This window comes from Pseudomonas sp. MPB03 (genome assembly GCF_046605385.1).
Classification (GTDB): Bacteria; Pseudomonadota; Gammaproteobacteria; order Pseudomonadales; family Pseudomonadaceae; genus Aquipseudomonas; species Aquipseudomonas zanjanensis.
Genome location: NZ_CP176770.1, coordinates 4,277,806 through 4,300,770 on the forward strand (window position 1 = coordinate 4,277,806; position 22,965 = coordinate 4,300,770).

A 22,965-nucleotide genomic window follows, 5' to 3' on the forward strand; every position below is an offset into this window, starting at 1 on the left:
AGTGCGTGATGAACGCGACACCCGCCGGCAGCGATACACAACGCCTGGTCAGCCAGGTGGACTGGGCCCAGACCCCGTTGGGCACCGCCCGGGACTGGCCCCAGAGCCTGCGCACCGCCGTGGACATCGTGCTCCATTCGCCCATGCCCATGGCCTTGCTGTGGGGCGCGCAGCTGTCCCACCTCTACAACGACGCCTTCGGCCGACTGGCTGGTGACAAGCACCCTCGAGCGTTTGGCCAGCCGACCCATGCAGCATGGCCCGAACTCAAAGGCACGACCGAAGGGATTTATCAGCGGGTGTTACAAGGCCAGACCCACACTTGCCGCGATCAGCGATGGCGCGTGCCCTTCGCCGGCCGTCTCTGCGATGTCTGGCTGGACCTGACCTACAGCCCGGTGCGTGACGAAAGCGGCAGCGTCGCCGGCATTCTGGTCACCGCCATCGAGACCAGCGAGCGACGCCGCCTGGCCATGGAGTTCGAGCGGCGTTCCGAGGCCAGCCTCAAGGCCCAGCACGAAAGCGAAGAACGCCTGCAACTGGCCTTGGCCGCCGCCGACGCGCTGGGCACCTGGGATTGGGACATCAGCGAGGACCGCTTTATTGCCGACGCGCATTTCGCCCTGCTGCATGGCGTCGATCCGGAGCTGTCGCGACAATTGCCCATCAGCGCCTATCTTGAAGGCGTGCATCCCGAAGACCGGGCGATGGTTGCCCGCAGCATCAAGCACTGCATCACCCACGGCACCGAATACGCCGAGGAGTACCGGCTGCTGCAGCCCGATAATGAGTTGCGCTGGGTATATGTGCGCGGCCGCTGCTACAAGGACCGCCACGGCCGGCCCAAGCGTTTCCTGGGCGCGGCCCTGGACCTGACCGAACGCAAGCGCACCGAGCAGGCCCTGCGCCAGAGCCAGACCGAGTTGCAACTGATCATCAACGCCATGCCGATCCTCATCAGCTACGTGGACCGCGAGGAGCGTTTCCGGCTGAACAACAGCGCCTACCTGGACTGGTACGGCATGACTCCGCAGGAGCTCTACGGCAAGACCATCCGCGAAGTGCTCGGCGATGAGGCCTATGCCGCCCGCGCCCAGCAGATCGCCGACGCCCTGGCCGGCAAGCCGTGCAGCTTTGCCGTGCAGTCGGACCATCGCGACGGTCGCCCGCGCCATTCCTTGATCAACTACCTGCCGCGCCACGGCGCGGACGGTGCGGTGAACGGCTTCTACATCTTTGTGATCGACGAAACCGAGAGCCGGAAAACCGAGGAAGCCCTGCGCAACCTCAACGAAACGCTGGAGGAACGGGTCATCGCTCGAACCCAGCAACTGGCCGAGGCCAACCATCGGCTGCAAAGCGAGATGTTCGAGCGCGAGCGCGCCGAAGAAGCCCTGCGCCATGCGCAGAAAATGGAAGCCGTGGGCCAGCTCACCGGCGGCATTGCCCATGACTTCAACAACATGCTGACCGGCATTCTCGGCAGCCTCGACCTGATGCAACGCTACATCGCCGCTGGTCGTGCCGCCGAGATCGGCCGCTTCACCGAAGCGGCGGTGTCCTCGGCCAACCGCGCCGCGGCCCTGACCCATCGGTTACTGGCGTTTTCCCGTCGCCAATCCCTGGACCGCAAGCCGCTGGACGCCAACGAGCTGGTTCGCTCGCTCGAAGACCTGCTGAGCCGGACCACCGGCGATCACATCGTGCTGCGCCTGCAACTGGCCAATGAGCTGTGGCCAGTCAGCACCGATGCCAGCCAGCTGGAAAACGCCCTGCTCAACCTGGTGATCAACGCCCGAGATGCGATGCCCGAGGGCGGCGAATTGATCGTCGAAACCGCCAACGTCTACCTCGACGGCACGGACATCAATACCCTGGAGCCGGTCAAGGCCGGCGACTACGTGATGATCGCCGTCAGCGACAACGGTAGCGGCATGACCCCCGCCGTGCTGGCCAAGGCCTTCGACCCGTTCTTCACCACCAAGCCCATCGGCCAGGGCACCGGCCTGGGCTTGTCGATGATCTACGGGTTTGCCCAACAGTCCGGTGGTCACCTCAACCTGGACAGCGTGCCGGGCCAGGGCACGCGTGTGCAACTGTACCTGCCGCGCTTGCACGTTGCGCCGGCCCAGCAACCCGCCACGCCGGAGACGGTCGAGGCACCACCGGCCATCGCCGGGGAAACCGTACTGCTGGTGGAAGACGAACCCGCCGTGCGCATGCTGGTGCTCGACCTGTTGAAGACCTTGGGCTACACCGCACTCGAGGCCCAGGACGCCATGATGGCATTGCCCCTGCTGGAATCGGAGCAACGCATCGACCTGTTGGTGACCGACGTCGGGCTGCCGGGCATGAATGGCCGGCAACTGGCGGAAATCGCCCGCCAGCACCGCCCGGGGCTCAAAGTGCTGTTCATGACGGGCTACGCGCAGAAAGCCGCCGAACGCCAAGGATTCCTCGAACAGGGCATGGACATGGTCGCCAAGCCTTTCACCCTCGATCTGTTGGCCAACAAGATTCGGACGATGATCAACCATGGCGGCTGACTTGAGGCATAATCGCCGCCCCGTCGCACCCTTCAGGTCACCGCTGCAATGAAAGCCCAAGCCCGCCATATCCTGGTGAAAACCGCCGAAGAAGCCGAACAGCTCAAGCAACGCATCGCCAAGGGCGAAGCGTTCGATGTGCTGGCCAAGAAATACTCCACCTGTCCCTCGGGCAAGCGCGGCGGTGACCTGGGCGAAGTACGGCCGGGGCAGATGGTCGGGGTGATCGATGCGGTGATTTTCAAGAAGCCACTGCGGGTGGTACATGGGCCGATCAAGAGCAAGTTTGGCTATCACCTGGTGCAGGTGTTCTACCGGGATTGAAGTGACATTGCCCTGACGACCCGACCCTGTGGCGAGGGAGCTTGCTCCCGCTGGCCTGCGCAGCAGGCCCATTTTTGCGGCTGCTGCGCAGCCGAGCGGGAGCAAGCTCCCTCGCCACAAAGGCATAGCCTGATTTCCATGGAGATGTCAGTCCTTGGGAATCAACGCCCCCGGCACCTGGATCACCCGGCTCGCCAACCGGTGTCCCGCCTCGGCCGCTTCCACCGGGCTGCCGCCCAGCAAGCGGCTCGCCAGGTACGCGGCGCTGAAGGAATCTCCCGCCGCCGTGGTGTCGACTACACGCTCTACCCGCACGGCAGGCACTTCATAAGACTGCCCATCGCAACGAATCAAACAGGCCTCGGCACCGCGCTTGAGCACCACTTCCGGCGTGCCCAACTGCGCATACGCAGCGAATACCGCCTCGTCATCGACATGGCCGAACAGCGCCTGTTCGTCATCCACGGTCAACAGCGCCAGCTCCACGTAAGGCAGTACGCTGCGATACGCCAGGCGCGCCGCCTCGACCGAGGCCCAGAGCCGTGGTCGGTAGTTGTTATCGAACACCACCTGGGCGCCGCGGCGCCGTGCCTCGATCAGGGCCTCAATGAGTTTGCGCCGCCCCTGCTCGCCGAGTACCGCCAGGGTGACGCCGCTGAAATACAGCACATCGTAATCCGGCAATGCGGCCAGGATCGGTGCGGCGGCCGGGGTGGTAAAACACTCGCGCACCGCCGCTTCGTTGCGCCAGTAGAGGAATCGCCGCTCGCCCGCCGCATCGGTCTGGATGCAATACAGACCCGGCAGGCGTCCAGGCAAGCGTTGGACCCTTTGCAACCCGATGTTTTCTTCGGCCCAGCGCTCACACATGGCATCGCTGAAACTGTCGTCGCCCAGGGCGGTGACGTAATCCACCGAGCCCCTGTCGCCCAAGGCGCGGGACAGGTACACGGCGGTGTTCAGGGTGTCGCCGCCGAAGCTTTGCAGCAAGCTGCCGTCGGCGCGTTGTTGCAGTTCGATCATGCATTCGCCGATCAGGGCGATGCGGGGTGTGGGGTTGCTCATGGATGTTCCTGATGGTTCGGTGGTGTTCTACAGGCCGTCTTCGCGAGCAAGCCCGCTCCCACAGGGGGTCTTTGGTGAACGCAAATCATGCGTTCACAGCGGCCCAACTGTGGGAGCGGGCTTGCTCGCGAAGGGCGCGACTCGGTCTCAAGTCTCAGAAACAAGTCTCCATAGACTCGACCACCCTCAGTTGCTCATCCACCAGGCACCCCACTCGCCACTTGTCGAACGTCAGGCACGGGTGGGAAGTCCCAAACGAAATGATGTCGCCCACACGCAGCTCAACCCCCGCCGCCACGCTCATGAACGCATGCTGGTCCATCACCGCCGTCACCTTGCAAGCGCTGACATCATCCGCCACCACCGCGTCCGATCCGGGCGTGTAGCGCTTGAGCGGCACCGGTAATCCGGCGTCGTAGGCGACGTCGCGCTTGCCCAGCGCGATCACCGCGAAGCCCGGCTCCGGCAGCGATTGCACATGGGCCCAGACCTCCAGGGCCGGGTGCAGGCCTTCGTGCAGGTCGCTGCGGCGCTCCAGTACACAGCACTGGGCCTCTTTGTAGATGCCATGGTCATGGGCCACGTAGCTGCCGGGCCGCAGCACGCTGAGGAAACGCCCGTGGGCATTCTGGGCTTCGAAGGATTCGGCGATCAGGTCGTACCAGGCCGAACCCGAGGCGGTGATGATCGGTTTGTCGATGGCGAAGGCACCGCCGTCCTGCAACTGCACCGCCAGCCGTACCAAGGAGGCTGCGAACGCGCGGATGCCGCTGATGGCATGGTCGCCGTGGATCACCCCTTCGTAGCCTTCGATACCGGTCAACGCCAGCGCCGGTTGACTGCGAATCGCCTCGGCCAGGGCCAGCACCTCGGCTTCGGTCCGGCAGCCACACCGACCACCGACCACGCCGTACTCGATCATCACATTGAGCCGCACGCCGCGAGAAGCGAAGTAAGCGCCCAGGTCAGCGACGTTGTCCGGATGATCCACCAGGCAATGGAATTCGAACGCCGGGTCGGCGAGCAGATCGGCAATCAGCGCCATGTTGGGCGTGCCCACCAATTGGTTGGCCATCAACACTCGGCGCACGCCATGGGCGTAGGCGGCACGGGTCTGTACGGCGGTGGCAAGGGTCAGGCCCCAGGCGCCGGCCTCCAACTGACGGCGAAACAACGCGGGGGTCATGCTGGTCTTGCCGTGGGGCGCCAGTTCGGCACCGCTGCGGGTGACAAAATCCTGCATCCAGCGGATGTTGTGCTCCAGGGCCGTGCGGTGCAGCACCAGCGCTGGCAGGCTGACGTCCCGCAGCAGGTGGGCGCCGACGGTGGCAGCGCCCTTCTCGACGCCGGCATTAAGGATGGCAGATGACATGTTCGAACTCCTCGCGCACGGCCGCTAGTGCCGTTGCTGTCTATTCATTGATGCGACGGGCCAGGTTGTTGGCGCTTTCGATCAGCACCCGGCGGTAGTCGGCGTAATTGTTCTTGGCGTCGGCCCGTGGGGCGACGATGCACAGGGTGGCGATGGCCACGCCGCCAGGGTCTTTGACCGGTGCGGCGAAGCAATGGGTGAAGGTGTCGGCGACGCTGTCGAAGGAGAAAAAACCATCGAGGCCAGCCTGGCGGATTTCCTTGAGAAATTGCTCCAGGGGCAGGCGCTCGCCGTCCGGCAGGATGAAATCGTCGGGGTCGATCAGGTCGACGATCTGCTGGTCACTCAGATGCGCCAGTAGCAGGCGCCCGGACGCGGTCCATGGGATCGGCGCGTTTTCACCGATGTCCGAGGAGATGCGGAAATGCCGCTCGCCTTCTTTCATCAGCGCGACGGTGTATTTACGCCCGTTGAGCAGGCACATCTGCGCCGTTTCCCGGGTCTGGCGCACGATCTCCTGCAAGGCCTGGTCGGCCTCGCGACTCAAATCGAAATGCCGCAAGTGCGCCTGGCCGAGGAAATACAACTGGCGGCCCAGGTAGACGTGACCGTCCTTGCCCACCGGCTCGAGGATGCGTCGCTCCAACAGCGACGCCACCAGTTCATAGACCGTGGACTTGGGACTGCCGATGCCGCTGGCAATATCGTTCGGGCGCAGCGGTTGGCCGATTTCCTTGAGAAAATCGAGGATATCGAACGCCCGATCCAATCCCCGGGCCCGGCGTTTGATGGTGTCTTCGGTCATGTTTTCGGTTCCTGAAATTTCACCCATAGTCGCATGTATCTTTACTGTGGCGAGGGAGCTTGCTCCCGCTGGCCTGCGCAGCAGGCCCAATTTCTTGCGACTGCTGCGCAGCCGAGCGGGAGCAAGCTCCCTCGCCACAGAAGCTAATTTTCCAGAGTACCGTGTTCAGCTTTTTTTCTTGTAGGCAATGCAATCGATCTCGACCTTGCAATCGACCATCATGCTCGCCTGCACGCAGGCCCTGGCCGGGGCGTGTTCCGGGTTGAAGTATTCGCCGAACACTTTGTTGAAACTCCAGAAGTCCCGCGGGTCCTCCAGCCATACGCCGCAGCGCACCACATCTTCCAGGCCGTAGCCGGCCTCTTCGAGAATGGCCACCAGGTTCTTCATGGTCTGGTGGGTCTGCTCGACGATCCCGCCGACAATGATCTCGCCGTTCACCGCCGGCACCTGGCCAGACACGTGCAGCCAGCCATCGGCCTCCACGGCGCGGGCGAAGGGCCGTGGCTGGCCGCCGCCTGCGGTGCTGCCGGTGCCGTAACGCGTAATGCTCATGGGTATCTCCTTGTTGAACTGATTGATAGCTGAATGGATTAAAAACGGGTGTTCTTGAGGAATTCCGCCAGACGCGGCGATTGCGGCCGCTCGAACAGCTCCTTGGGTGGCCCTTGTTCTTCGATGCGGCCCTGGTTCATGAACACGATCTTGTCGGAGACCTCGAAGGCGAAGCGCATTTCGTGGGTCACCAGCAGCATGGTCATGCCGTCTTCGGCCAGGCCCTTGATCACGTTCAGCACCTCACCGACCAGCTCCGGGTCCAGGGCCGAGGTGACTTCGTCGAACAGCATCAGGCTGGGGTTCATCGCAATCGCCCGGGCAATCGCCACGCGTTGCTGCTGGCCGCCGGACAACTGGCCGGGAAAGTGGTCGCGCCGCTCCAACAGGCCGACCCGCTCCAGCCATTTTTCGGCCAGGGCCACCGCTTCGTCCTTGTGCAGTTTTTTCACCTTGAGCAGGCCCAGGGTGACGTTCTGCAACGCGGTCAGATGCGGGAACAGGTTGAACTGCTGGAAGGCCATGCCGGTCATGGCTCGATGGCGGGCGATGACTTTCTCGGCGTGGCGCACGCGCTTGCCAGCCACCTCGTCATAGCCGATGGACTCGCCGTCGAGCACGATCCGGCCGCCCTGGAATTCTTCCAGCATGTTCACGCAACGCAGCAATGTGGTCTTGCCCGAACCGCTGGAGCCGATCAGCGTGACCACATTGCCGCGCTGCATGCTCAGGTCCACGCCCTTGAGCACTTCCAGCGGGCCGTATTGTTTGCGCAGGCCGCGAATGTCCAGCAGCGGCTGGGCGTTTGAGAGCTTTGTACTGGAGAGTTTCGAAACGTCAGTCATGGCAACGCCACCCGCTTTTCAATGTGCCGTCCGAGCAATTCGATGGCGTAGTTGATGATGAAAAAGAGAAACCCGGCGAACAGGTAAAATTCCAACGTCATGAAGGTCCGGGCGATGATCTGCTGGGTGCTGAGCAGCAATTCGGCGACGCCGATCACCGACAGCAAGGTCGAGGCCTTGACGATCTCCGTGGAGGAATTGACCCAGGTTGGCAGGATCTGCCGCAACGCCTGGGGCAACAGCACGTAACCCAGCGCCTGGTAGAACGTCAGGCCGATGGCCTGGCTCGCTTCCATCTGCCCACGGGGCAATGCCTGCAAGGCGCCGCGCACGATCTCGGCCACGTGGGAGCCGCAGAACAGCGTCAAGCCCAGCACGCCGGCCTGGAACGCGCCGATCTGCCAGCCCAGGGCCGGGGCCATGTAGAAGCAGGCCAGCACCAGCACGAAGACTGGCGTGCCGCGAATCAGGTCGACGTAGAAACGAAACGGCGCACGCATCCAGACACGGCCGTACGTCAACGCCAATCCGGCGACGACACCGATCAAGGTGCCCAACACAATCGCCAGCAGCGAACACTGCACGCTGGTCAGGAAACCGGCCCACAGGGTGTCCCGGGCGACCCACAACTCATGCAACCAACTGGGGGATTCGTACATGGGAGACTCCTAACGGCGGATCGCCAGGCGCTGCTCGAAATACCGCAGCAGCATGGCAATCAGGTAACAGGCCGCGACATACAAGGCCGTGGTCACCAGCCAGGTTTCGATCACCCGGTAGCTCTCCACGTTGATCTTGCGGGCGTAGTAAGTCAGCTCTGGCACGGCAATCGCCGCCGCCAGGGAGGTGTCCTTGAACAGCGAAATGAAGTTGTTCGACAAGGCCGGCAATACGTTGCGCAGCATCACCGGCACGGTGACGTAGGCCTTCACCTGCCACTCGCCCAGGCCGATGGCCAATCCCGCTTCACGCTGTCCCTTGTGAATGCTCAACAGCCCGCCGCGAAACACTTCGGTCAGGTAGGCCCCGGCGTACAACGAGAGGGTGATGACGAACGACGGCAGCTTGTCCAGGCGAATGCCCAGGCTCGGCAAGGCGAAGTAGATCAACAGGATCAGCACCAGGATCGGCGTATTGCGGATCACCGTGACATACACCGACGCCAGCACCCGCAACACGCGATGCTTGCTGAGCAGCGCGAACGCCATCGCCAGGCCGATCACGCAGCCGATGGCGATCGACACCAGCGCCAGGGAAAGCCCCAGGCCGAGCCCCGCCAGCAAGGTGTCGAAATCGCGCCAGACGGCGGCAAAGTTCAACTGATAATTCATGGTCGGCAGTACCTTCGACGGTGCGCCCACAAAGGGCGCCCCGGGCTCACAGGGTCATTTGAATTCAACGGGGAAACCGATCGCCGGCGACGGCAGCTCGACGCCGAACCACTGCTTGAACGACGCCGCGTAGGTGGGGAATTCCACACCGGTCATGGCCTCATGCAAGGTGGTGTTGACGAAGTTCAGCCAGTCCTGGTCGCCGCGCTTGACCGCGCAGGCGTAGGTTTGTGGGCTCCAGGCGTAGGCCGGGCTGCGATAGCGCCCTGGGTTCTGCACCATCAGGTATTTGACCGAGGACTGGTCGGTGGCGGCGGCATCGGCGCGGCCGGAGTTCACGGCCTGGTACATCAGGTCGACGCTGTCGTACTGGTCGACCTTGGCCTTGGGCAATGCCTGGTGCACCAGCTCTTCGGCGTAGACGTTCTGCAGCACCGCCACGGTAACGTCGTCATCCGCCGCCTTGAGGTCTTCGATTTCCTTGTACTTGCTGTTGGCCGGCAGCAGCAGGCCCACGCCTTCGCGGTAGTACGGCAGGGTGAACGCCACTTGCTGGGCGCGACTGGCGGTGACGGTGATGAACTGGCAGCTCATGTCGACCTTGTCGGTCAGCAGGTTGGGAATACGCGCATCGGACGACTGCACCACGAACTCGACTTTCTCCGGGTCATTGAACAGGCCCTTGGCGACCATCCGCGCGATGTCGATATCAAAACCCTGCAACTTGCCATCCGCTCCCTGGAAGTGCCACGGCGCATTGGTACTGCCCGTGCCCACGATCAATTTCCCCCGTTGCAGCACGCTGTCCAGCTTGCTGTCGGCCGCCTGAGCGACCCCCATGGCAGCCGTCGTGGCCACGAAGAGAAAAACACACGCTTTGAACAAGGAAGGTCGGCGTTGCATGGCAAGCACTCCAGAGTGAGTTTATTCCGCTATACCGGAACATGGTATGTAACAACGGAATAGACAGCAGAAAGTGTGCCACAGGCCCGACGGCCCCGGGAGAGAAAAATAGAAATTGAGGGAAATCAGGGAGATGGGAAAACGGGAGACCGGACGGTGATGTCTGCGTGCGAATACTGTTGCTACCGTTAGCCACGACGCACGGGTAACAAGGCCCCAAGCCGGGTCCTCGGCGCCCCCGGCGCACCGAAACGGAACCACTCTGGAATGTGTGAATGATTACCCTGTGGGAGCGAGCTTGCTCGCGATAGCGGTGGATCAGCCAAAGTTGATGCCAACTGACCTGACGCCATCGCGAGCAAGCTCGCTCCCACAGGGGTTCGGTGGTGTGCCTGGTTTATTTGCGCTTGTAGCTCTTGCTGCCGCCAGGCGTAAGGCAATAGACCCCGCCCCGGGGCCCGACGCAGTAATTGCCACTGCCGCACTGGCAACCGTCGGTTGATTTGAGCAACGATTGCGGCCGGGCGTCGTTGCGAAGCCCCAGCACCGCGGAACAGGACTTCTTCGAAGCGCTGATGGAACCGTCGTTGCACAAGAAGGTATCGCCGTCACACCCGGCAATACCGCCCTTGCGCCCGGAACACGGCTGATTGGCGGCAAGGGCCGAAGCCCCCAGGGCCAACAACAGGATCGCTACACTGGTACGAAGTAGAGTGGACGTTCCGTGACAGGGTTTCATGGCAGCTTCCAGGCCGATAGATGGCCCTATGCTATCACCTGATCAACTACTACACCTAACGTCCGCAAAACCTCACCCGGGACAACATCCGCAAATCCCCCTCGCGGTAATAGTCATCGCTCCAGCTGTCATTCACCGCCAGCGGCTTGACCTGCTTGAGGGCGAGTTTTTTCGCAAAGTAGCGAAAGCGGTAATGCTCATAGAAACGCAGCAGTTCCAGGCCATAGCGGTCGGCCAGGTCGGTGTCGCCTTGGATGATCAGGTAATTCTCGTCGTTGCCGCTGCTGGCCGCGGCGCTCAGGTTGTGGCTGCCGCTGAGAATGGTCGGCGTGTCGCTGGTGAAGTCGGTGACGATGGCTTTGGTGTGCACCAGCAGGTTGCCCTTCTGGCCTTTCATATTCTCCCGCAGCCAGCCTTCCAGGCCGGTGTTGAGCAACGCGGTGGCGGCGAACTCGGCGGTGCGGTCGGCATGGAAGCCGGTGATGCGGCTCCGGGTGTTTTGCAGGCCGTAGCGCAGCACATCGTCATTGGGTGCGCCGAGCAAGGCGTCGAGGATGCGGTCGGGCAACACGAAGGCGGTGACGAACAACAGGTCCTTTCGCGCCCCCTTGATGATGTCGACGAAACGATCCAGGTCGCCCTCCCCGGTGCGCGGCGAGAACCCGGCGAACAACGCCTCTTGCGGCGCCATGGCGTTGTTCAGGTTCAACCATTGGCGAGTGGCATCGACATCTTTGGGGGTCGCCCAGATTTGCTCGAACACCTTGAGGTAGCTGCTGCTGATCCGGGGATCGTCCAGCACATGCACGACGTTGGCCTGGCGGTAGACACCGTTGGCGGTGAAATTGGTGCTGCCGCACAGCACGGCCTCGGGTTGCAATGAACCGCTGCCCTGCACCTTGCTCAGCACAATGAACTTGTTGTGGAAAATGTTGTGGGTGACCCGCCCACGTTTGTTGGCAGCCGGCATGCTCTCGAGACTGGCTTCGTTGCGTGCCGTGGTGTCGTCTTCCGGCTCGGCGTGGTACAGCACTCGCACCCGGGCGCCGCGAGCGTGAGCGGCGGTCACCGCGTCGACGATCACTGGCAGTTCGTATTCATAGATAGCGACGTCCAAGGCCCAGCTGGCATCCAGCGCCCGGTCGATGAAACCGATCAAGCGCCCCAGCAAACCGTTTTCCAGCCAGCGACGCGGGGCGTCGGGCCAGTCGTCGATGGACAGGTGCTTGTTGGCGTCGATCAGCGCGTCCAGCTCGGGAAACTTGCGCTGGAACGCCTGGCTGGCGGCCACGGCACGGTTGAAGATCACGCGCTGGTTGGTCGGTTGCCCGTCGTCGCTGGTGACGGTGACTTCCAGGGATTCGCCCAACTGCGGTGCCTCGGGGCTGCCATAGGCCAGGTGCACACGGTAGTGGATCGTCACACCGGGGTTGACGGCGTAGTCGGCCCAGCGAAATTTCTGCAGGGGCGCCTTGTCGCTGGGGGTGGCATGGAACTGGGGAAAAGTATGGGCCTTGTCGGGGAAGGTCAGGCTGTTGAACAGGAACAGCCAGGGCTTGTCGCCCTGCTGCTTCTCGATGGCAAAGCCCAGCAAGCCCTGGCGCCGATGTTCAGCCAGGTCCATGGCAAGCAGCACGCCGTTGGTGCCGGCATAGGCCTTGACCCGAAAATCGTCTTGGGGATTGGTGACGAGTACGCGCATGGTTCACTCCTGTGAGGGGCTGGCTGAGCATAGTGCAGTGATGCGGGTTCGCTGGGCAGGTCATTGGAACCAAGGGGATGCCATCGCGAGCAAGCTCGCTCCCACATGGGTTTCGCCATGAACACATGAATGATGAACACCTCGGCCCCCTGTGGGAGCGAGCTTGCTCGCGATAGGGCCCTGACAGTCACAGCACATTTCAATCAGCCTCATCGATATGCCGATACTCAGCTCCCAACAGCCCCGCCAACTGCCGGGCCCGGCCCAGGCGAATCGGGCCTCTTTCGATGTCGATCAACAGGCACGGGCAATCGAGGACCGGCGGTAAAAGCCCTTCCTTGACGCGTCCATCGGTCATTACCAGCACCCGTTGCTGCTCCGCCGGGTAGCGCTTGCGCCGCGCCACCAACCAGCGACCGGCCTCGTTCAACGCCGCCAGCAACGGCGTTCCGCCCCCTGCACCCAAGCCATCGAGCCAGTCCCGCAGACCGGCCGAGGCCTTTAGCCCCTGCACTTGCCAGTTCGGTTGCGTGCCGCAGGCTGTCAGCAGCGCCAAGCGGGCGCGTTGTCGGTAGGCGTCGTCGAACAATTGCGCCAACAGGCCTTTGCCGTCACTCAAGGCGCGATGACGCCGGGTCGAGGCCGACGCATCGACGATGACCAGCCACAGCTCATGGGGAGACCGATGGCGATCGTGCCAACGCAAATCTTCATGTCGGCGTGGTCGGCCGTTGAGCAACGTCCCCGGCCAGTTCACCGCGCCGCTGGCCGCCGCTTTGCTCCGGCCCTGACGGCCCTGGTCGAGGCGTCCGGCGCGGGGTCTGGCATTCGCCCCCGCCGGCGAACGGGGGCGAATGCCTAGGGCTTTTTTGGCCAGCTCGGCACATCGCGCCGGGCCCCGGTCGGCAATGCCCGAGCTGGCAGGTCGCCCCACTGGCCCTGGCCTTCGTTGGGTTCAGTGGCTTTTTCCGCCCCCGTCGGTGCCTGGGACGGCACCGGTGCCGAATGCCCGCGCCGCCGGTGCCGCAAGGCAAACTCGGCGACCGCATCGATGTCTTCGCCGGCAATCGCCGCGGCGCCGCGCCAGGCGGCATGGGCCCGGGCCGCCCGCAGCCAGACCAGGTCGGCGCGCAAGCCATCGACCCCAGCGGCAAAACAACGCTCGGTGATCTGCGCCAGCGCCGCATCATCGAGGGCGATCCCGGCCAAGCGCTCGCGGGCCTGTTGGCAGCGTTCGCGCAACTGCTGTTGAGCCGTCTCCCACTCTGCGCAGAACGCCAACGGATCGCTGTCGAAATCCAACCGCCGCCGGATGATCTGGCCGCGCTCGGCCGGTGCGGTGTGACCATCGAGGGCGACGTTCAGGCCGAAACGGTCGAGCAACTGCGGACGCAGCTCGCCCTCTTCCGGGTTCATGGTGCCGATCAGGACAAAGCGCGCCGAGTGCCGATGGGAAATGCCGTCACGCTCGATCAGGTTGGTGCCGCTGGCGGCCACGTCAAGCAGCAGATCCACCAGGTGATCGGGCAGCAGGTTCACCTCATCGACGTACAGCACGCCACCGTCGGCCTTGGCCAGCACGCCGGGAGAAAACTGCGCGCGCCCTTCCCCCAACGCCGCGTCCAGGTCCAGGGTGCCCACCAGCCGCTCTTCGGTCGCACCGAGGGGCAAGGTGACGAACTGACCGCTGGCCAGCAGGTCCGCCAGGCCCCGGGCCAATGTGGACTTGGCCATGCCCCGCGGACCTTCGATCAGCACACCGCCGATTTTCGGGTCGATGGCGGCCAGGCACAGGGCCAGTTTCAGGTCATCGGCGCCGACCACGGCGGAGAGTGGAAAATGGGGGGTGTGGGTCATGTTGAAAGTCTCATGCATGTGAGAGAGTCCCTGTGGCGAGGGAGCTTGCTCCCGCTCGGCTGCGCAGCAGTCGTCATTCTGAAAGGGCACTGGGACCTCAGGTTCCGGGGGCTGCTGCGCAGCCCAGCGGGAGCAAGCTCCCTCGCCACAAGGGCTGGTCTGTGGTCCTCATTTCAGCCATCTTCTTCTATGTCCAACAACAAGTTCTCCAGCGCCTCGCGATACTCCCCCGGCGCCTGCCACATCCCTCGCTGCTGCGCTTCGAGCATCCGCTCGGTCATGTCCCGCAGGGCGTCGGGGTTGTGCCGGCGGACGAACTCTCGGGTGTCCGGATCGAGCAGGTAGGCATCGGCCAGCAAGGCGTACTGGTGATCGTCGATCAATTGGGTGGTGGCATCGAAGGCAAACAGGTTGTCCACCGTCGCCGCCAGTTCGAACGCGCCTTTGTAGCCGTGCCGCTTCACGCCGTCGATCCACTTCGGATTGGCCGCGCGGGAGCGGATGACCCGGTTGAGCTCTTCCTTGAGGGTACGAATCCTGGGCAAGTCCGGCTGGCTGTGATCGCCATGGTAACTGGCCGCCGCATCGCCACTGAGGGTCTCGACCGCCGCCAGCATGCCGCCCTGGAACTGGTAGTAATCGTTGGAATCGAGCAGGTCGTGCTCGCGGTTGTCCTGGTTCTGCAACACCGCCTGCACCTGGCTCAAGCGCCGGGAGAACTGCTCCCGGGCGGCGGTGCCTTCATCGCTGGCACCGTAGGCGTAGCCGCCCCAGTTCAGGTACACCTCGGCCAGGTCCTCGCGGCTCTGCCACAAACGACCGTCAATCGCACCCTGCACGCCCGCGCCATAGGCACCGGGCTTGGCCCCGAAAATCCGCCAGCCGGCCTGGCGCGCCGCGGCTTCCGGCTCAAGACCCGACGCCTGCAAGGCTTCGCGCTCGCTGCGCACCTTGGCCGCCAAGGGGTTCATGTCGTCCGGCTCATCGAGGGCGGCGACGGCCTGCACGGCGGCGTCGAACAAGCGGATCAGGTTGGCAAAGGCATCCCGGAAGAACCCGGACACCCGCAACGTGACATCGACCCGGGGCCGGTCCAGCAGGCTCAACGGCAGGATCTCGAAGTCATCGACCCGCTGGCTGCCGGTGGCCCACACCGGACGCACGCCCATCAACGCCATGGCCTGGGCGATGTCGTCACCGCCGGTGCGCATCGTGGCGGTGCCCCACACCGACAGGCCGAGCTGGCGCAGGTGATCGCCGTGGTCCTGCAAGTGCCGTTCAAGGATCAGGTTCGCCGACTGGAAACCGATGCGCCACGCCGTGGTGGTGGGCAGGTTGCGCACGTCCACTGAGAAAAAGTTTCGCCCGGTGGGCAATACGTCCAGACGCCCGCGGCTCGGCGCGCCGCTGGGGCCGGCCGGCACGAAGCGCCCGCCCAGGGCATCGAGCAGGCCACGCATTTCCGCCGGGCCGCAGGCAGCCAGGCGCGGGGCTACGACGGACCGCAGGTTTTCAATAATGTCGAAAACCGTCTCCCAGCCCACCCCCTCCAGTGGCTCGACGACACCGTCCAGCGCCCGCTCGATCAACTGCGCCGCGAACAGCTCCAGGCGCTCGCGGGTATCACCGGCGGTGCGCCAAGGCTCGGTACTGACCTGACGCAACGCCTCGGGGCGCTCCCCCGTCCAGGGCTCGGCCAAGGCACAATCCAGCGGATCGAAACCCAGCCCGAACGCCTTGGCCAGCGCCCGCAACAGACTCGACTGGGCGCCTTTGCCATCGCCCCGGGGAATGCGCAGCAACGCCAGCAACGTATCGATGCGCAGCCGCCCGCTGGGCGACTCGCCAAAAACGTGCAGGCCGTCGCGGATCTGCGACTCCTTCAAGTCGCACAGGTACGTGTCCAGGCGGGGCAGCCAGATCGCCGCATCGGCATCGCTGTCCAGGGCGGCATCCAGTTGCAGCTCACGGTCGATGTGCGTCTCGCGCACCAGGTTGAGGATGTCCCGTTGCAGTTCCCGGGCGCGGCGCGGATCGAGCAATTGCGCCTCGTAGTACTCGTCCGCCAACAACTCGAGGTTACGCAGCGGCCCATAGGTTTCGGCCCGGGTCAGCGGCGGCATCAAGTGGTCGATGATCACCGCCTGGGTCCGTCGCTTGGCCTGGGCGCCCTCGCCCGGGTCGTTGACGATGAATGGATAGATATTCGGCAGCGGCCCCAGCAGCACGTCCGGCCAGCAGTTTTCCGAGAGCCCGACGCCCTTGCCCGGCAGCCATTCGAGGTTGCCGTGCTTGCCGACGTGGATCGTTGCGTGGACGCCGTAGGTGTGGCGCAACCAGAAATAAAACGCCAGGTACCCGTGGGGCGGCACCAGGTCCGGGTCGTGGTACACCGCGCTCGGATCGACCTGATAACCCCGCGCCGGCTGGATGCCGACAAACGTCAGGCCCAGGCGCAGGCCGGCGACCATCAGGCGCCCGTCGCGGAACATCGGGTCCTGGTCGGGCGAGCCCCAGCGTGCCAACACCGCTTGGCGATTGGCCTCGGGCAGCGCGTCGAACAGGGATTGGTAGGCATCGAGGGCCAGGCTCTGGTGACAGGGACGCAAGTCGAGGCTGTCCAGGTCGTTACTGACCCCGCCGAGCAATTGCTGGATCAACGCAGTGCCGCTCGCCGGCAGTTCGGCCGGCAGTGGATAGCCCTCGGCCTGCAAGGCCCGCAGGATGTTCAAGGCCGCCGCCGGGGTGTCCAGGCCGACACCGTTGCCGATGCGCCCATCCCGGGTCGGGTAGTTGGCGAGGATCAGCGCCACTCGCTTTTGCCCGTTGGGCAGGCACGCCAGGGTGGTCCAGCGCTGGGCCAGTGCGGCGACAAAATCCATGCGCTCGGGCACGGCGCGGTAGCAGACCACGTCGCTCTGGCTGCGTTCGCTGCGCCAGGCCAAGTCCTTGAAACTGATGGGACGGCTGATGATTCGTCCGTCCAGTTCCGGCAAGGCAATGTGCATCGCCAGGTCCCGTGGTCCCAAGCCCTGCTCGTTGGCACGCCAGCCGGGTTCGTTGTCCTGGGCGCAAATGGCCTGGATCACCGGGATATTGCGGCGAAACGGTCGCAAATGCGGCGCTTCGGGGCTGGATTGAGCGAAGCCGGTGGTGTTGAGGATCACCCCCGCTTCCACCTCGTCCAGCCAGTCCTCGACCCGCGCAAGGCAAGCCGGCTCCTTGAGGCTGGCCACGGCAATCGGCAGCGGATTGAGCCCCGCCGCTTGCAGGCGCTGGCAGAACACGTCGATGAACGCGGTGTTCGCCGCTTGCAGGTGGGAGCGATAAAACAGCACCGCCGCCACCGGTTGCCCGGCCTGCCAGTCGGCTTGCCAATCGCCGAGGCTGGCGCTGGTTTTTAGCGGGTGATAGATCGCCGTGCGTGGCAGGGCCTGCGGCTCGGCCCAGGGGTAATCGCGGCCGAACCATTGGCTGCCGAGGTTGTGAAACAGGTCCAGGGCATTGCCCAACCCGCCCTGGCGCAAGAACTGCCAGAGCCGGTCGCGGTCCTCGACGGCCACGTTGCTCAGGTCACTGAGCTCCGGGTCCGGACGGTCATCCCCCGGCACCAGGATCAGCTTCACCCCGCGCCCGGCCAGTTCCATCAGGCGCTCGATGCCGTAGCGCCAATAGCCGATGCCGCCGTGCAGCGACAGCAGGATCACCTTGGCGTGTTGCAGCACGTCTTCGAAATACAGGTCCACCGAGGCGTGGTTCTGCACCTGCATCGGGTTGGCGAGGCGAAACTGCGGGTAGTCGTCCGGCAACTGCCGCGCCGCTTCGGCCAATAGCGCCAGGCTGGAGTCGCCGCTGCACAGGATCACCAGTTCGGCGGGGGTTTGCCCCAGGTCGGCAATGTTGTCATCCGACACGAAACCGCCGGGCTGAGTCCTGAGCAGGTGCATGGCTTAGGCGCTGAGGGCGGCGCGCAATTGCGCTTCGAGCAGCGCGGCATCCAGCGCCTGGCCGATCAGCACCAGACGGGTGACCCGCGCTTCCTCGGCGCCCCACTGACGGTCGAAATGCTTGTCGAAGCGCGTACCGACGCCCTGGATCAACAGGCGCATCGGCTTGTTCGGGATCGCCGCAAAACCCTTGATCCGCAGTACGCCGTGCTGGACCACCAGTTGCGTCAGTGCATCCAGCAGCAGGCTTTCGTCGGCCTGGGGCAGTTCGATGGAAATGGAATCGAAGGCGTCATGATCGTGGTCGTCATCGTCGCCGTCATGGTGATGGTCGTGATGGCTGTGGCGACCGTCGATGTGTTCTTCGGAACCGGCGCCCAGGCCGATCAGCACGTCCAGTGGCAGCCGACCGCTGCTGGCTTCGATGACCTTGACCGCTGGCGGCAGTTCTTCGGCGACTTCCAGGCGCACCCTGGCCAGGTCTTCAGGGCTGATCAGGTCGGCCTTGTTGAGGATCACCAGGTCGGCGCTGGCCAGTTGGTCGGCGAACAATTCGTGCAGCGGCGATTCGTGATCCAGGTTCGGGTCGAGTTTGCGCATGGCGTCGACCTGGTCGGGGAAGGCGGCGAAGGTACCCGCGGCCACGGCCGGGCTGTCCACGACGGTGATCACCGCATCGACGGTGCAGGCGCTGCGGATTTCCGGCCACTGGAAGGCCTGGACCAGCGGCTTGGGCAGGGCCAAGCCAGAGGTTTCGATGAGGATGTGGTCGAGGTCGCCACGCCGGGCCACCAGCTCACGCATCACCGGGAAAAATTCTTCCTGCACCGTGCAGCACAGGCAACCGTTGGCCAGTTCGTAGACGCGGCCGTTGGCTTCTTCTTCGGTGCAACCGATGGTGCACTGCTTGAGGATCTCGCCGTCGATGCCCAGCTCGCCGAACTCGTTGACGATCACGGCGATGCGCCGGCCCTGGGCGTTGTCGAGCATGTGCCGCAGCAAGGTGGTCTTACCCGAGCCGAGGAAGCCGGTGACGATGGTGACGGGGAGTTTGGCCAGTGTTTTCATCGGATGCCCTTTGGCAAGGTGGCGGGCAAACGGGACGACAACCGCTGGCACAGGCGTGCGGAAGATTTCGCCACCGGATCACCCCGCCCGGTTGTAGTGAGAATCTGTTTCGAGGCAGGTCTCCTGGCTGACGGCGGGCCGGTCTTTCGACTGGCAATTGCTGCGCCTTCCCGTGCGCCTTTGGTAAAAAGGCATGCACAGTGGCCTTGCAGAAACCTCACCGTTCACAGTTGCGGGGGCAGCCGCGGCTTGGACCGCGTTCCCTTCTTAGCTCCGGCGCATGCCGAAGAACCTCGAAGGCGCAAGGCTACGCAGGGTGTGGGGGCGGGTCAATCTCCAGAGTGTTCTGCGGTGAACAGGCTACCGCCATCGCGAGCAAGCTCGCTCCCACATTGGTTCTGCATCGCCCTCAAATTTAGGGCCCGGCGACGATCCTGTGTGGGAGCGAGCTTGCTCGCGATGGGTGCGACTCGCTGCGAGAATTGACGCCTGGACCCCACCCATGCTCTCCTGTGCGCCTAGTTACGGGTGCCCTTCACAGGGTGAAACGGGAAACCGGTGAATCGTGTGCTTTACTCCAAAGCCACGTCAGTCCGGTGCTGCCCCCGCAACGGTAAGCGAGCGAAGCGTCTGAACCACTGTGTCCACGGACATGGGAAGGGTGACGCTTGCAGGCCAGGCACAAGCCCAGCCCCTCGTGAGCCCGGAGACCGGCCCATGACTCAAGCATCAACAAACCCGCGGTGGGCGGGCGCTGTTCGAACCTTGGCGGGTTTTCGCCCGGGGTCTCATCGCGCTCGCATCCCCCACGGAACAAAAACAGAGGGAAGCGCCATGTCGACCATCAGCAGCACCGCCCGCTCCGCCAGCAGCACCACCACCCTGAGCCAACGCCTGAGCGCCGCGATCCTGGCTTCGATCCTGGGGGCGGGGTTGGTCTATTTCGCCGGTTTCTCCCACATCGAAGCGGTACACAACGCCGCCCACGATACCCGCCACAGCGCCGCCTTCCCCTGCCATTGAGAACCGACGACATGATCAAGCGTATCGCCCAGACCGCCGGTTTCAGCGGTTTGCTGGCCGCCCTGCTGTTGACCCTGTTGCAGAGTTTCTGGGTATCGCCGCTGATTCTCCAGGCGGAAACCTTCGAGAAGGCTCCGACGACCGAGGTTCACGAACACGCCGACGGGGCCACCCATACCCATGACGCCGAAGCCTGGGAGCCGGAAGACGGTTGGCAGCGGGTACTGTCCACCACCGGCGGTAACCTGGTGGTCGCCGTGGGTTTTGCCCTGATGCTGGCGGGCCTGTACACCTTGCGCGCACCGACTCGCACCTCCCAAGGCCTGCTCTGGGGCTTGGCCGGTTATGCCACCTTCGTCCTGGCACCGACCCTCGGCCTGCCCCCGGAGCTGCCCGGCACCGCGGCGGCCGACCTGGCCCAGCGGCAAATGTGGTGGATTGGCACCGCGGCGTCCACGGCGGTGGGCATTGCCTTGATCGCCTTCGGCCAGCATTGGCTGCTCAAGATACTGGGCGCGGCGACGTTGCTGGTGCCCCACGTCATCGGCGCACCGCAACCGGAAGTCCACTCGATGCTGGCGCCCGAAGCGCTTGAGAGCCAGTTCAAGATCGCCTCGCAGGTGACCAACGTCGCGTTCTGGCTGGCCCTGGGCCTGATCAGCGCCTGGCTGTTTCGCCGCGGCGACCAGGCCCACCACGACGCATGAACGCCGCGCCGATCCTGGTGATCGGCCTGGGCTGCCAGCGCGGTTGCCCGGCCAGCACACTGCGGGCCTTGCTCGAACAGACATTGATGGCCCACGGCATCGAGCTTCACCAGGTGCGGGCCCTGGCCAGTATCGACCTCAAGCGTGACGAGCCCGGGTTGTTGGAACTGGCCGGGCAATTGGGCTTGCCGCTGACCTGCTTCAGTGCCGAACAACTGGCCGACTACGAGCCGCGGCTCAGTCACCGTTCCGAGATCGCTTTCGAGCGAACCGGTTGCCACGGTATCGCCGAAAGCGCTGCCCTGGCCTTGGCCGACCAGTTGGGCACCACGACGTCGTCAACACTGCAGATTCCCCGACAGAAAGGCCCCCAATGCACGTTGGCATTGGCGGTCGTGGGGTAAAACCCGATAATCGGCGTCCAGGATCATGAGCGATATTCATCTGGGCGACGCTCACCCACCTTTCTCAGGAGCCGGTCAATGACCGTGTACTTCATCGGCGCCGGCCCCGGCGACCCGGACCTCATCACGGTCAAAGGCCAACGACTGATCCGCCAGTGTGCGGTGATCATCTACGCCGGCTCGCTGGTGCCGACCGCCGTCCTCGAAGGCCATTGTGCCGAACAGGTGATCAACAGCGCCGAGCTGCATCTGGAACAAATCATCGAATTGATCAAGAGCGCCCATCTCAAGGGCCAGGACGTGGCCCGGGTACACTCCGGCGATCCGAGCTTGTACGGCGCCATCGGCGAGCAGATTCGCTGCTTGCGGGAACTGGGCATCCCGTTCGAAATCATCCCGGGAGTAACCGCGACCTCAGCCTGCGCCGCCCTGCTGGGCGCCGAATTGACCTTGCCGGACATCTCCCAGAGCCTGATCCTCACCCGTTACGCCGACAAGTCCCCGATGCCCGCCGGGGAGGAACTGGGCAGCCTGGCCCAGCACGGGGCAACCATGGCGATTCACCTGGGGGTCAATCATCTGGAAAAAATCGTCGACGAACTGCGGCCCCACTACGGCGCCGATTGCCCGATCGCGGTGATCCACCGGGCGACCTGGCCAGATCAGGACTGGGTGATGGGGACGTTGGACGATATCGCGACAAAGGTACAAGCCAAGGGCTTTCGCCGCACGGCGCTGATTCTGGTGGGACGGGTGTTGGGCAACGATGTGTTCAGCGAATCTTCGCTGTACCGCGCCGGGCATGCGCATCTCTACCGGCCCTGACTCCCTCAGCAAGAGCTAACCCAGATTCCCTGTGGGAGCGAGCTTGCTCGCGATAGCGGCGGGTCAGCCAGCAGTGGTGTTGAATGTACCAATGCCTTCGCGAGCAAGCTCGCTCCCACAGGGTTCGCCGAACACCCACAGGTTACGCGCCGATCACCGAAGCTTTTGTGGCGAGGGAGCTTGCTCCCGCTGGACCGCGAAGCGGTCCCCTGGCAACCCCTGCATCATCACGAGAATGCATCGATTGCCTGGCGATTGCTTCGCAATCGAGCGGGAGCAAGCTCCCTCGCCACAGCGTTTTGCGCGCAGCGAACACCTATCAGTAGTAGGCGTTTTCTTTCTGCGTATGGTCGGTCACGTCGCGTACGCCCTTGAGCTCCGGGATGCGCTCGAGCAAGGTGCGCTCGATGCCTTCCTTCAAGGTCACGTCGGCCTGGCCGCAGCCCTGGCAGCCGCCGCCGAACTGGAGCACGGCGATGCCGTCCTCCACCACGTCGATCAGCGACACCTGGCCGCCGTGGCTGGCCAGCCCCGGGTTGATTTCGGTTTGCAGGTAATAATTGATGCGCTCGTTGACCGGGCTGTCGGCATTGACCATCGGCACCTTGGCGTTCGGCGCCTTGATGGTCAGCTGGCCGCCCATGCGGTCGGTGGCGTAGTCGACGACCGCATCGTCCAGGAAAGCTTCGCTGAACGAGTCGATGTACGCGGTGAAGCTCTTGAGCCCCAACGCGGTGTCTTCGGGTTTTTCTTCCCCCGGCTTGCAGTAGGCGATGCACGTCTCTGCGTACTGGGTGCCGGGCTGGGTGATGAAGATGCGGATCCCGATACCCGGCGTGTTCTGCTTGGACAGCAGGTCGGCCAGGTAATCGTGGGCGGCATCGGTAATGGTTATGGCGGTCATGGAAACTCCTCGCAGGCTTGCCGGCAGTTTACGCCAATCATCG

The 22,965-nt window shown here is 64.1% G+C and carries 21 protein-coding genes and 2 riboswitches; of the genes, 6 read left to right on the forward strand and 15 right to left on the reverse strand.

All coding sequences use genetic code 11. From position 1 onward, the window contains the following. Window positions 1-8: 8 nt before the first annotated feature. Complete coding sequence (locus tag ACLH0I_RS18245; RefSeq protein WP_411385013.1) at window positions 9-2,546, forward strand: PAS domain-containing protein; 2,538 nt, start codon at window positions 9-11, stop codon at window positions 2,544-2,546. 48 nt (window positions 2,547-2,594) lie between these two features. Next, entirely contained in the window at window positions 2,595-2,870 is a 276-nt protein-coding gene (locus tag ACLH0I_RS18250; protein WP_003182808.1) for a peptidylprolyl isomerase, read from the forward strand. A 147-nt stretch (window positions 2,871-3,017) separates the two neighbouring features. Here the strand turns inward: ACLH0I_RS18250 and ACLH0I_RS18255 are convergent, their stop codons facing one another. The 14 genes from ACLH0I_RS18255 to cobW form a co-directional block, all read right to left on the reverse strand. Beyond that, on the reverse strand, window positions 3,018-3,935 hold the full coding sequence (locus ACLH0I_RS18255) for a sugar kinase (RefSeq protein ID WP_411385014.1): 918 nt from the start codon (window positions 3,933-3,935) through the stop codon (window positions 3,018-3,020). 154 nt (window positions 3,936-4,089) lie between these two features. Next, on the reverse strand, window positions 4,090-5,307 hold the full coding sequence (locus tag ACLH0I_RS18260; protein WP_411385015.1) for an amino acid deaminase: 1,218 nt from the start codon (window positions 5,305-5,307) through the stop codon (window positions 4,090-4,092). 40 nt (window positions 5,308-5,347) lie between these two features. Beyond that, window positions 5,348-6,112, reverse strand: a complete 765-nt coding sequence (locus tag ACLH0I_RS18265; RefSeq protein ID WP_058543922.1) for an IclR family transcriptional regulator — start codon at window positions 6,110-6,112, stop codon at window positions 5,348-5,350. A gap of 165 nt (window positions 6,113-6,277) precedes the next feature. Continuing rightward, entirely contained in the window at window positions 6,278-6,667 is a 390-nt protein-coding gene (locus tag ACLH0I_RS18270; protein WP_250965344.1) for a RidA family protein, read from the reverse strand. 38 nt (window positions 6,668-6,705) lie between these two features. After that, complete coding sequence (locus tag ACLH0I_RS18275) at window positions 6,706-7,512, reverse strand: amino acid ABC transporter ATP-binding protein (protein WP_250965345.1); 807 nt, start codon at window positions 7,510-7,512, stop codon at window positions 6,706-6,708. Continuing rightward, window positions 7,509-8,171, reverse strand: a complete 663-nt coding sequence (locus ACLH0I_RS18280) for an amino acid ABC transporter permease (protein ID WP_053121514.1) — start codon at window positions 8,169-8,171, stop codon at window positions 7,509-7,511. The genes ACLH0I_RS18275 and ACLH0I_RS18280 overlap by 4 nt, the downstream gene beginning before the upstream one ends. Window positions 8,172-8,180: 9 nt before the next feature. Then, entirely contained in the window at window positions 8,181-8,843 is a 663-nt protein-coding gene (locus tag ACLH0I_RS18285; protein WP_014338685.1) for an amino acid ABC transporter permease, read from the reverse strand. A gap of 54 nt (window positions 8,844-8,897) precedes the next feature. Continuing rightward, the gene (locus ACLH0I_RS18290; RefSeq protein WP_207961909.1) at window positions 8,898-9,746 is read right to left on the reverse strand and encodes a transporter substrate-binding domain-containing protein; all 849 of its coding nucleotides are present in this window, start codon (window positions 9,744-9,746) and stop codon (window positions 8,898-8,900) included. A 397-nt stretch (window positions 9,747-10,143) separates the two neighbouring features. Beyond that, complete coding sequence (locus ACLH0I_RS18295; protein ID WP_250965349.1) at window positions 10,144-10,485, reverse strand: hypothetical protein; 342 nt, start codon at window positions 10,483-10,485, stop codon at window positions 10,144-10,146. Window positions 10,486-10,540: 55 nt separating this feature from the next. Then, on the reverse strand, window positions 10,541-12,187 hold the full coding sequence (locus ACLH0I_RS18300; protein WP_411385016.1) for a phospholipase D-like domain-containing protein: 1,647 nt from the start codon (window positions 12,185-12,187) through the stop codon (window positions 10,541-10,543). 199 nt (window positions 12,188-12,386) lie between these two features. Further along, window positions 12,387-13,121: a vWA domain-containing protein gene (locus ACLH0I_RS18305; RefSeq protein ID WP_411385017.1), complete on the reverse strand. Its 735-nt coding sequence runs from the start codon at window positions 13,119-13,121 to the stop codon at window positions 12,387-12,389. Continuing rightward, on the reverse strand, window positions 13,046-14,044 hold the full coding sequence (locus ACLH0I_RS18310) for an ATP-binding protein (RefSeq protein ID WP_411387530.1): 999 nt from the start codon (window positions 14,042-14,044) through the stop codon (window positions 13,046-13,048). Before ACLH0I_RS18310 ends, ACLH0I_RS18305 begins: the two co-directional genes overlap by 76 nt. Before the next feature lie 173 nt (window positions 14,045-14,217). Next, window positions 14,218-17,991: a cobaltochelatase subunit CobN gene (gene cobN / locus ACLH0I_RS18315; protein ID WP_411385018.1), complete on the reverse strand. Its 3,774-nt coding sequence runs from the start codon at window positions 17,989-17,991 to the stop codon at window positions 14,218-14,220. Window positions 17,992-17,994: 3 nt separating this feature from the next. After that, window positions 17,995-19,059, reverse strand: a complete 1,065-nt coding sequence (gene cobW, locus ACLH0I_RS18320) for a cobalamin biosynthesis protein CobW (RefSeq protein ID WP_411385019.1) — start codon at window positions 19,057-19,059, stop codon at window positions 17,995-17,997. Window positions 19,060-19,154: 95 nt separating this feature from the next. Next, a riboswitch (cobalamin riboswitch) is annotated at window positions 19,155-19,370 on the reverse strand. Between the two features lie 198 nt (window positions 19,371-19,568). Then, window positions 19,569-19,793, forward strand: a riboswitch (cobalamin riboswitch). A 100-nt stretch (window positions 19,794-19,893) separates the two neighbouring features. Here cobW and ACLH0I_RS18325 point away from each other — a divergent pair. The 4 genes from ACLH0I_RS18325 (at window position 19,894) to cobM (ending at window position 22,018) form a co-directional block, all read left to right on the forward strand. Next, the gene (locus ACLH0I_RS18325) at window positions 19,894-20,082 is read left to right on the forward strand and encodes a CbtB domain-containing protein (protein WP_053121497.1); all 189 of its coding nucleotides are present in this window, start codon (window positions 19,894-19,896) and stop codon (window positions 20,080-20,082) included. Between the two features lie 11 nt (window positions 20,083-20,093). Beyond that, the gene (locus tag ACLH0I_RS18330) at window positions 20,094-20,789 is read left to right on the forward strand and encodes a CbtA family protein (protein ID WP_411385020.1); all 696 of its coding nucleotides are present in this window, start codon (window positions 20,094-20,096) and stop codon (window positions 20,787-20,789) included. After that, window positions 20,786-21,193, forward strand: coding sequence for a cobalamin biosynthesis protein (locus ACLH0I_RS18335; RefSeq protein WP_250965353.1), 408 nt, complete (start codon window positions 20,786-20,788; stop codon window positions 21,191-21,193). The genes ACLH0I_RS18330 and ACLH0I_RS18335 overlap by 4 nt, the downstream gene beginning before the upstream one ends. 78 nt (window positions 21,194-21,271) lie before the next feature. Further along, a complete protein-coding gene (gene cobM, locus ACLH0I_RS18340) occupies window positions 21,272-22,018 on the forward strand; it encodes a precorrin-4 C(11)-methyltransferase (RefSeq protein ID WP_250965354.1) in 747 nt (248 codons plus the stop codon). A gap of 319 nt (window positions 22,019-22,337) precedes the next feature. Here cobM and nfuA read toward each other — a convergent pair whose 3' ends face one another. Then, window positions 22,338-22,922: a Fe-S biogenesis protein NfuA gene (gene nfuA / locus ACLH0I_RS18345; protein ID WP_003182850.1), complete on the reverse strand. Its 585-nt coding sequence runs from the start codon at window positions 22,920-22,922 to the stop codon at window positions 22,338-22,340. Between the last annotated feature and the right edge of the window lie 43 nt (window positions 22,923-22,965).

Excerpts from the sequence above, each read along its gene's own strand:
- cobM (WP_250965354.1), top strand. The coding sequence starts at position 21,272 with ATGACCGTGTACTTCATCGGCGCCGGCCCCGGCGACCCGGACCTCATC.
- ACLH0I_RS18335 (WP_250965353.1), top strand. The coding sequence starts at position 20,786 with ATGAACGCCGCGCCGATCCTGGTGATCGGCCTGGGCTGCCAGCGCGGT.
- ACLH0I_RS18275 (WP_250965345.1), bottom strand. The coding sequence starts at position 7,512 with ATGACTGACGTTTCGAAACTCTCCAGTACAAAGCTCTCAAACGCCCAG.
- cobN (WP_411385018.1), bottom strand. The coding sequence starts at position 17,991 with ATGCACCTGCTCAGGACTCAGCCCGGCGGTTTCGTGTCGGATGACAAC.
- ACLH0I_RS18290 (WP_207961909.1), bottom strand. The coding sequence starts at position 9,746 with ATGCAACGCCGACCTTCCTTGTTCAAAGCGTGTGTTTTTCTCTTCGTG.
- ACLH0I_RS18310 (WP_411387530.1), bottom strand. The coding sequence starts at position 14,044 with ATGACCCACACCCCCCATTTTCCACTCTCCGCCGTGGTCGGCGCCGAT.
- ACLH0I_RS18245 (WP_411385013.1), top strand. The coding sequence starts at position 9 with ATGAACGCGACACCCGCCGGCAGCGATACACAACGCCTGGTCAGCCAG.
- nfuA (WP_003182850.1), bottom strand. The coding sequence starts at position 22,922 with ATGACCGCCATAACCATTACCGATGCCGCCCACGATTACCTGGCCGAC.
- ACLH0I_RS18285 (WP_014338685.1), bottom strand. The coding sequence starts at position 8,843 with ATGAATTATCAGTTGAACTTTGCCGCCGTCTGGCGCGATTTCGACACC.
- ACLH0I_RS18270 (WP_250965344.1), bottom strand. The coding sequence starts at position 6,667 with ATGAGCATTACGCGTTACGGCACCGGCAGCACCGCAGGCGGCGGCCAG.
- cobW (WP_411385019.1), bottom strand. The coding sequence starts at position 19,059 with ATGAAAACACTGGCCAAACTCCCCGTCACCATCGTCACCGGCTTCCTC.
- ACLH0I_RS18265 (WP_058543922.1), bottom strand. The coding sequence starts at position 6,112 with ATGACCGAAGACACCATCAAACGCCGGGCCCGGGGATTGGATCGGGCG.
- ACLH0I_RS18280 (WP_053121514.1), bottom strand. The coding sequence starts at position 8,171 with ATGTACGAATCCCCCAGTTGGTTGCATGAGTTGTGGGTCGCCCGGGAC.
- ACLH0I_RS18295 (WP_250965349.1), bottom strand. The coding sequence starts at position 10,485 with ATGAAACCCTGTCACGGAACGTCCACTCTACTTCGTACCAGTGTAGCG.
- ACLH0I_RS18325 (WP_053121497.1), top strand. The coding sequence starts at position 19,894 with ATGTCGACCATCAGCAGCACCGCCCGCTCCGCCAGCAGCACCACCACC.
- ACLH0I_RS18300 (WP_411385016.1), bottom strand. The coding sequence starts at position 12,187 with ATGCGCGTACTCGTCACCAATCCCCAAGACGATTTTCGGGTCAAGGCC.
- ACLH0I_RS18255 (WP_411385014.1), bottom strand. The coding sequence starts at position 3,935 with ATGAGCAACCCCACACCCCGCATCGCCCTGATCGGCGAATGCATGATC.
- ACLH0I_RS18260 (WP_411385015.1), bottom strand. The coding sequence starts at position 5,307 with ATGTCATCTGCCATCCTTAATGCCGGCGTCGAGAAGGGCGCTGCCACC.
- ACLH0I_RS18330 (WP_411385020.1), top strand. The coding sequence starts at position 20,094 with ATGATCAAGCGTATCGCCCAGACCGCCGGTTTCAGCGGTTTGCTGGCC.
- ACLH0I_RS18250 (WP_003182808.1), top strand. The coding sequence starts at position 2,595 with ATGAAAGCCCAAGCCCGCCATATCCTGGTGAAAACCGCCGAAGAAGCC.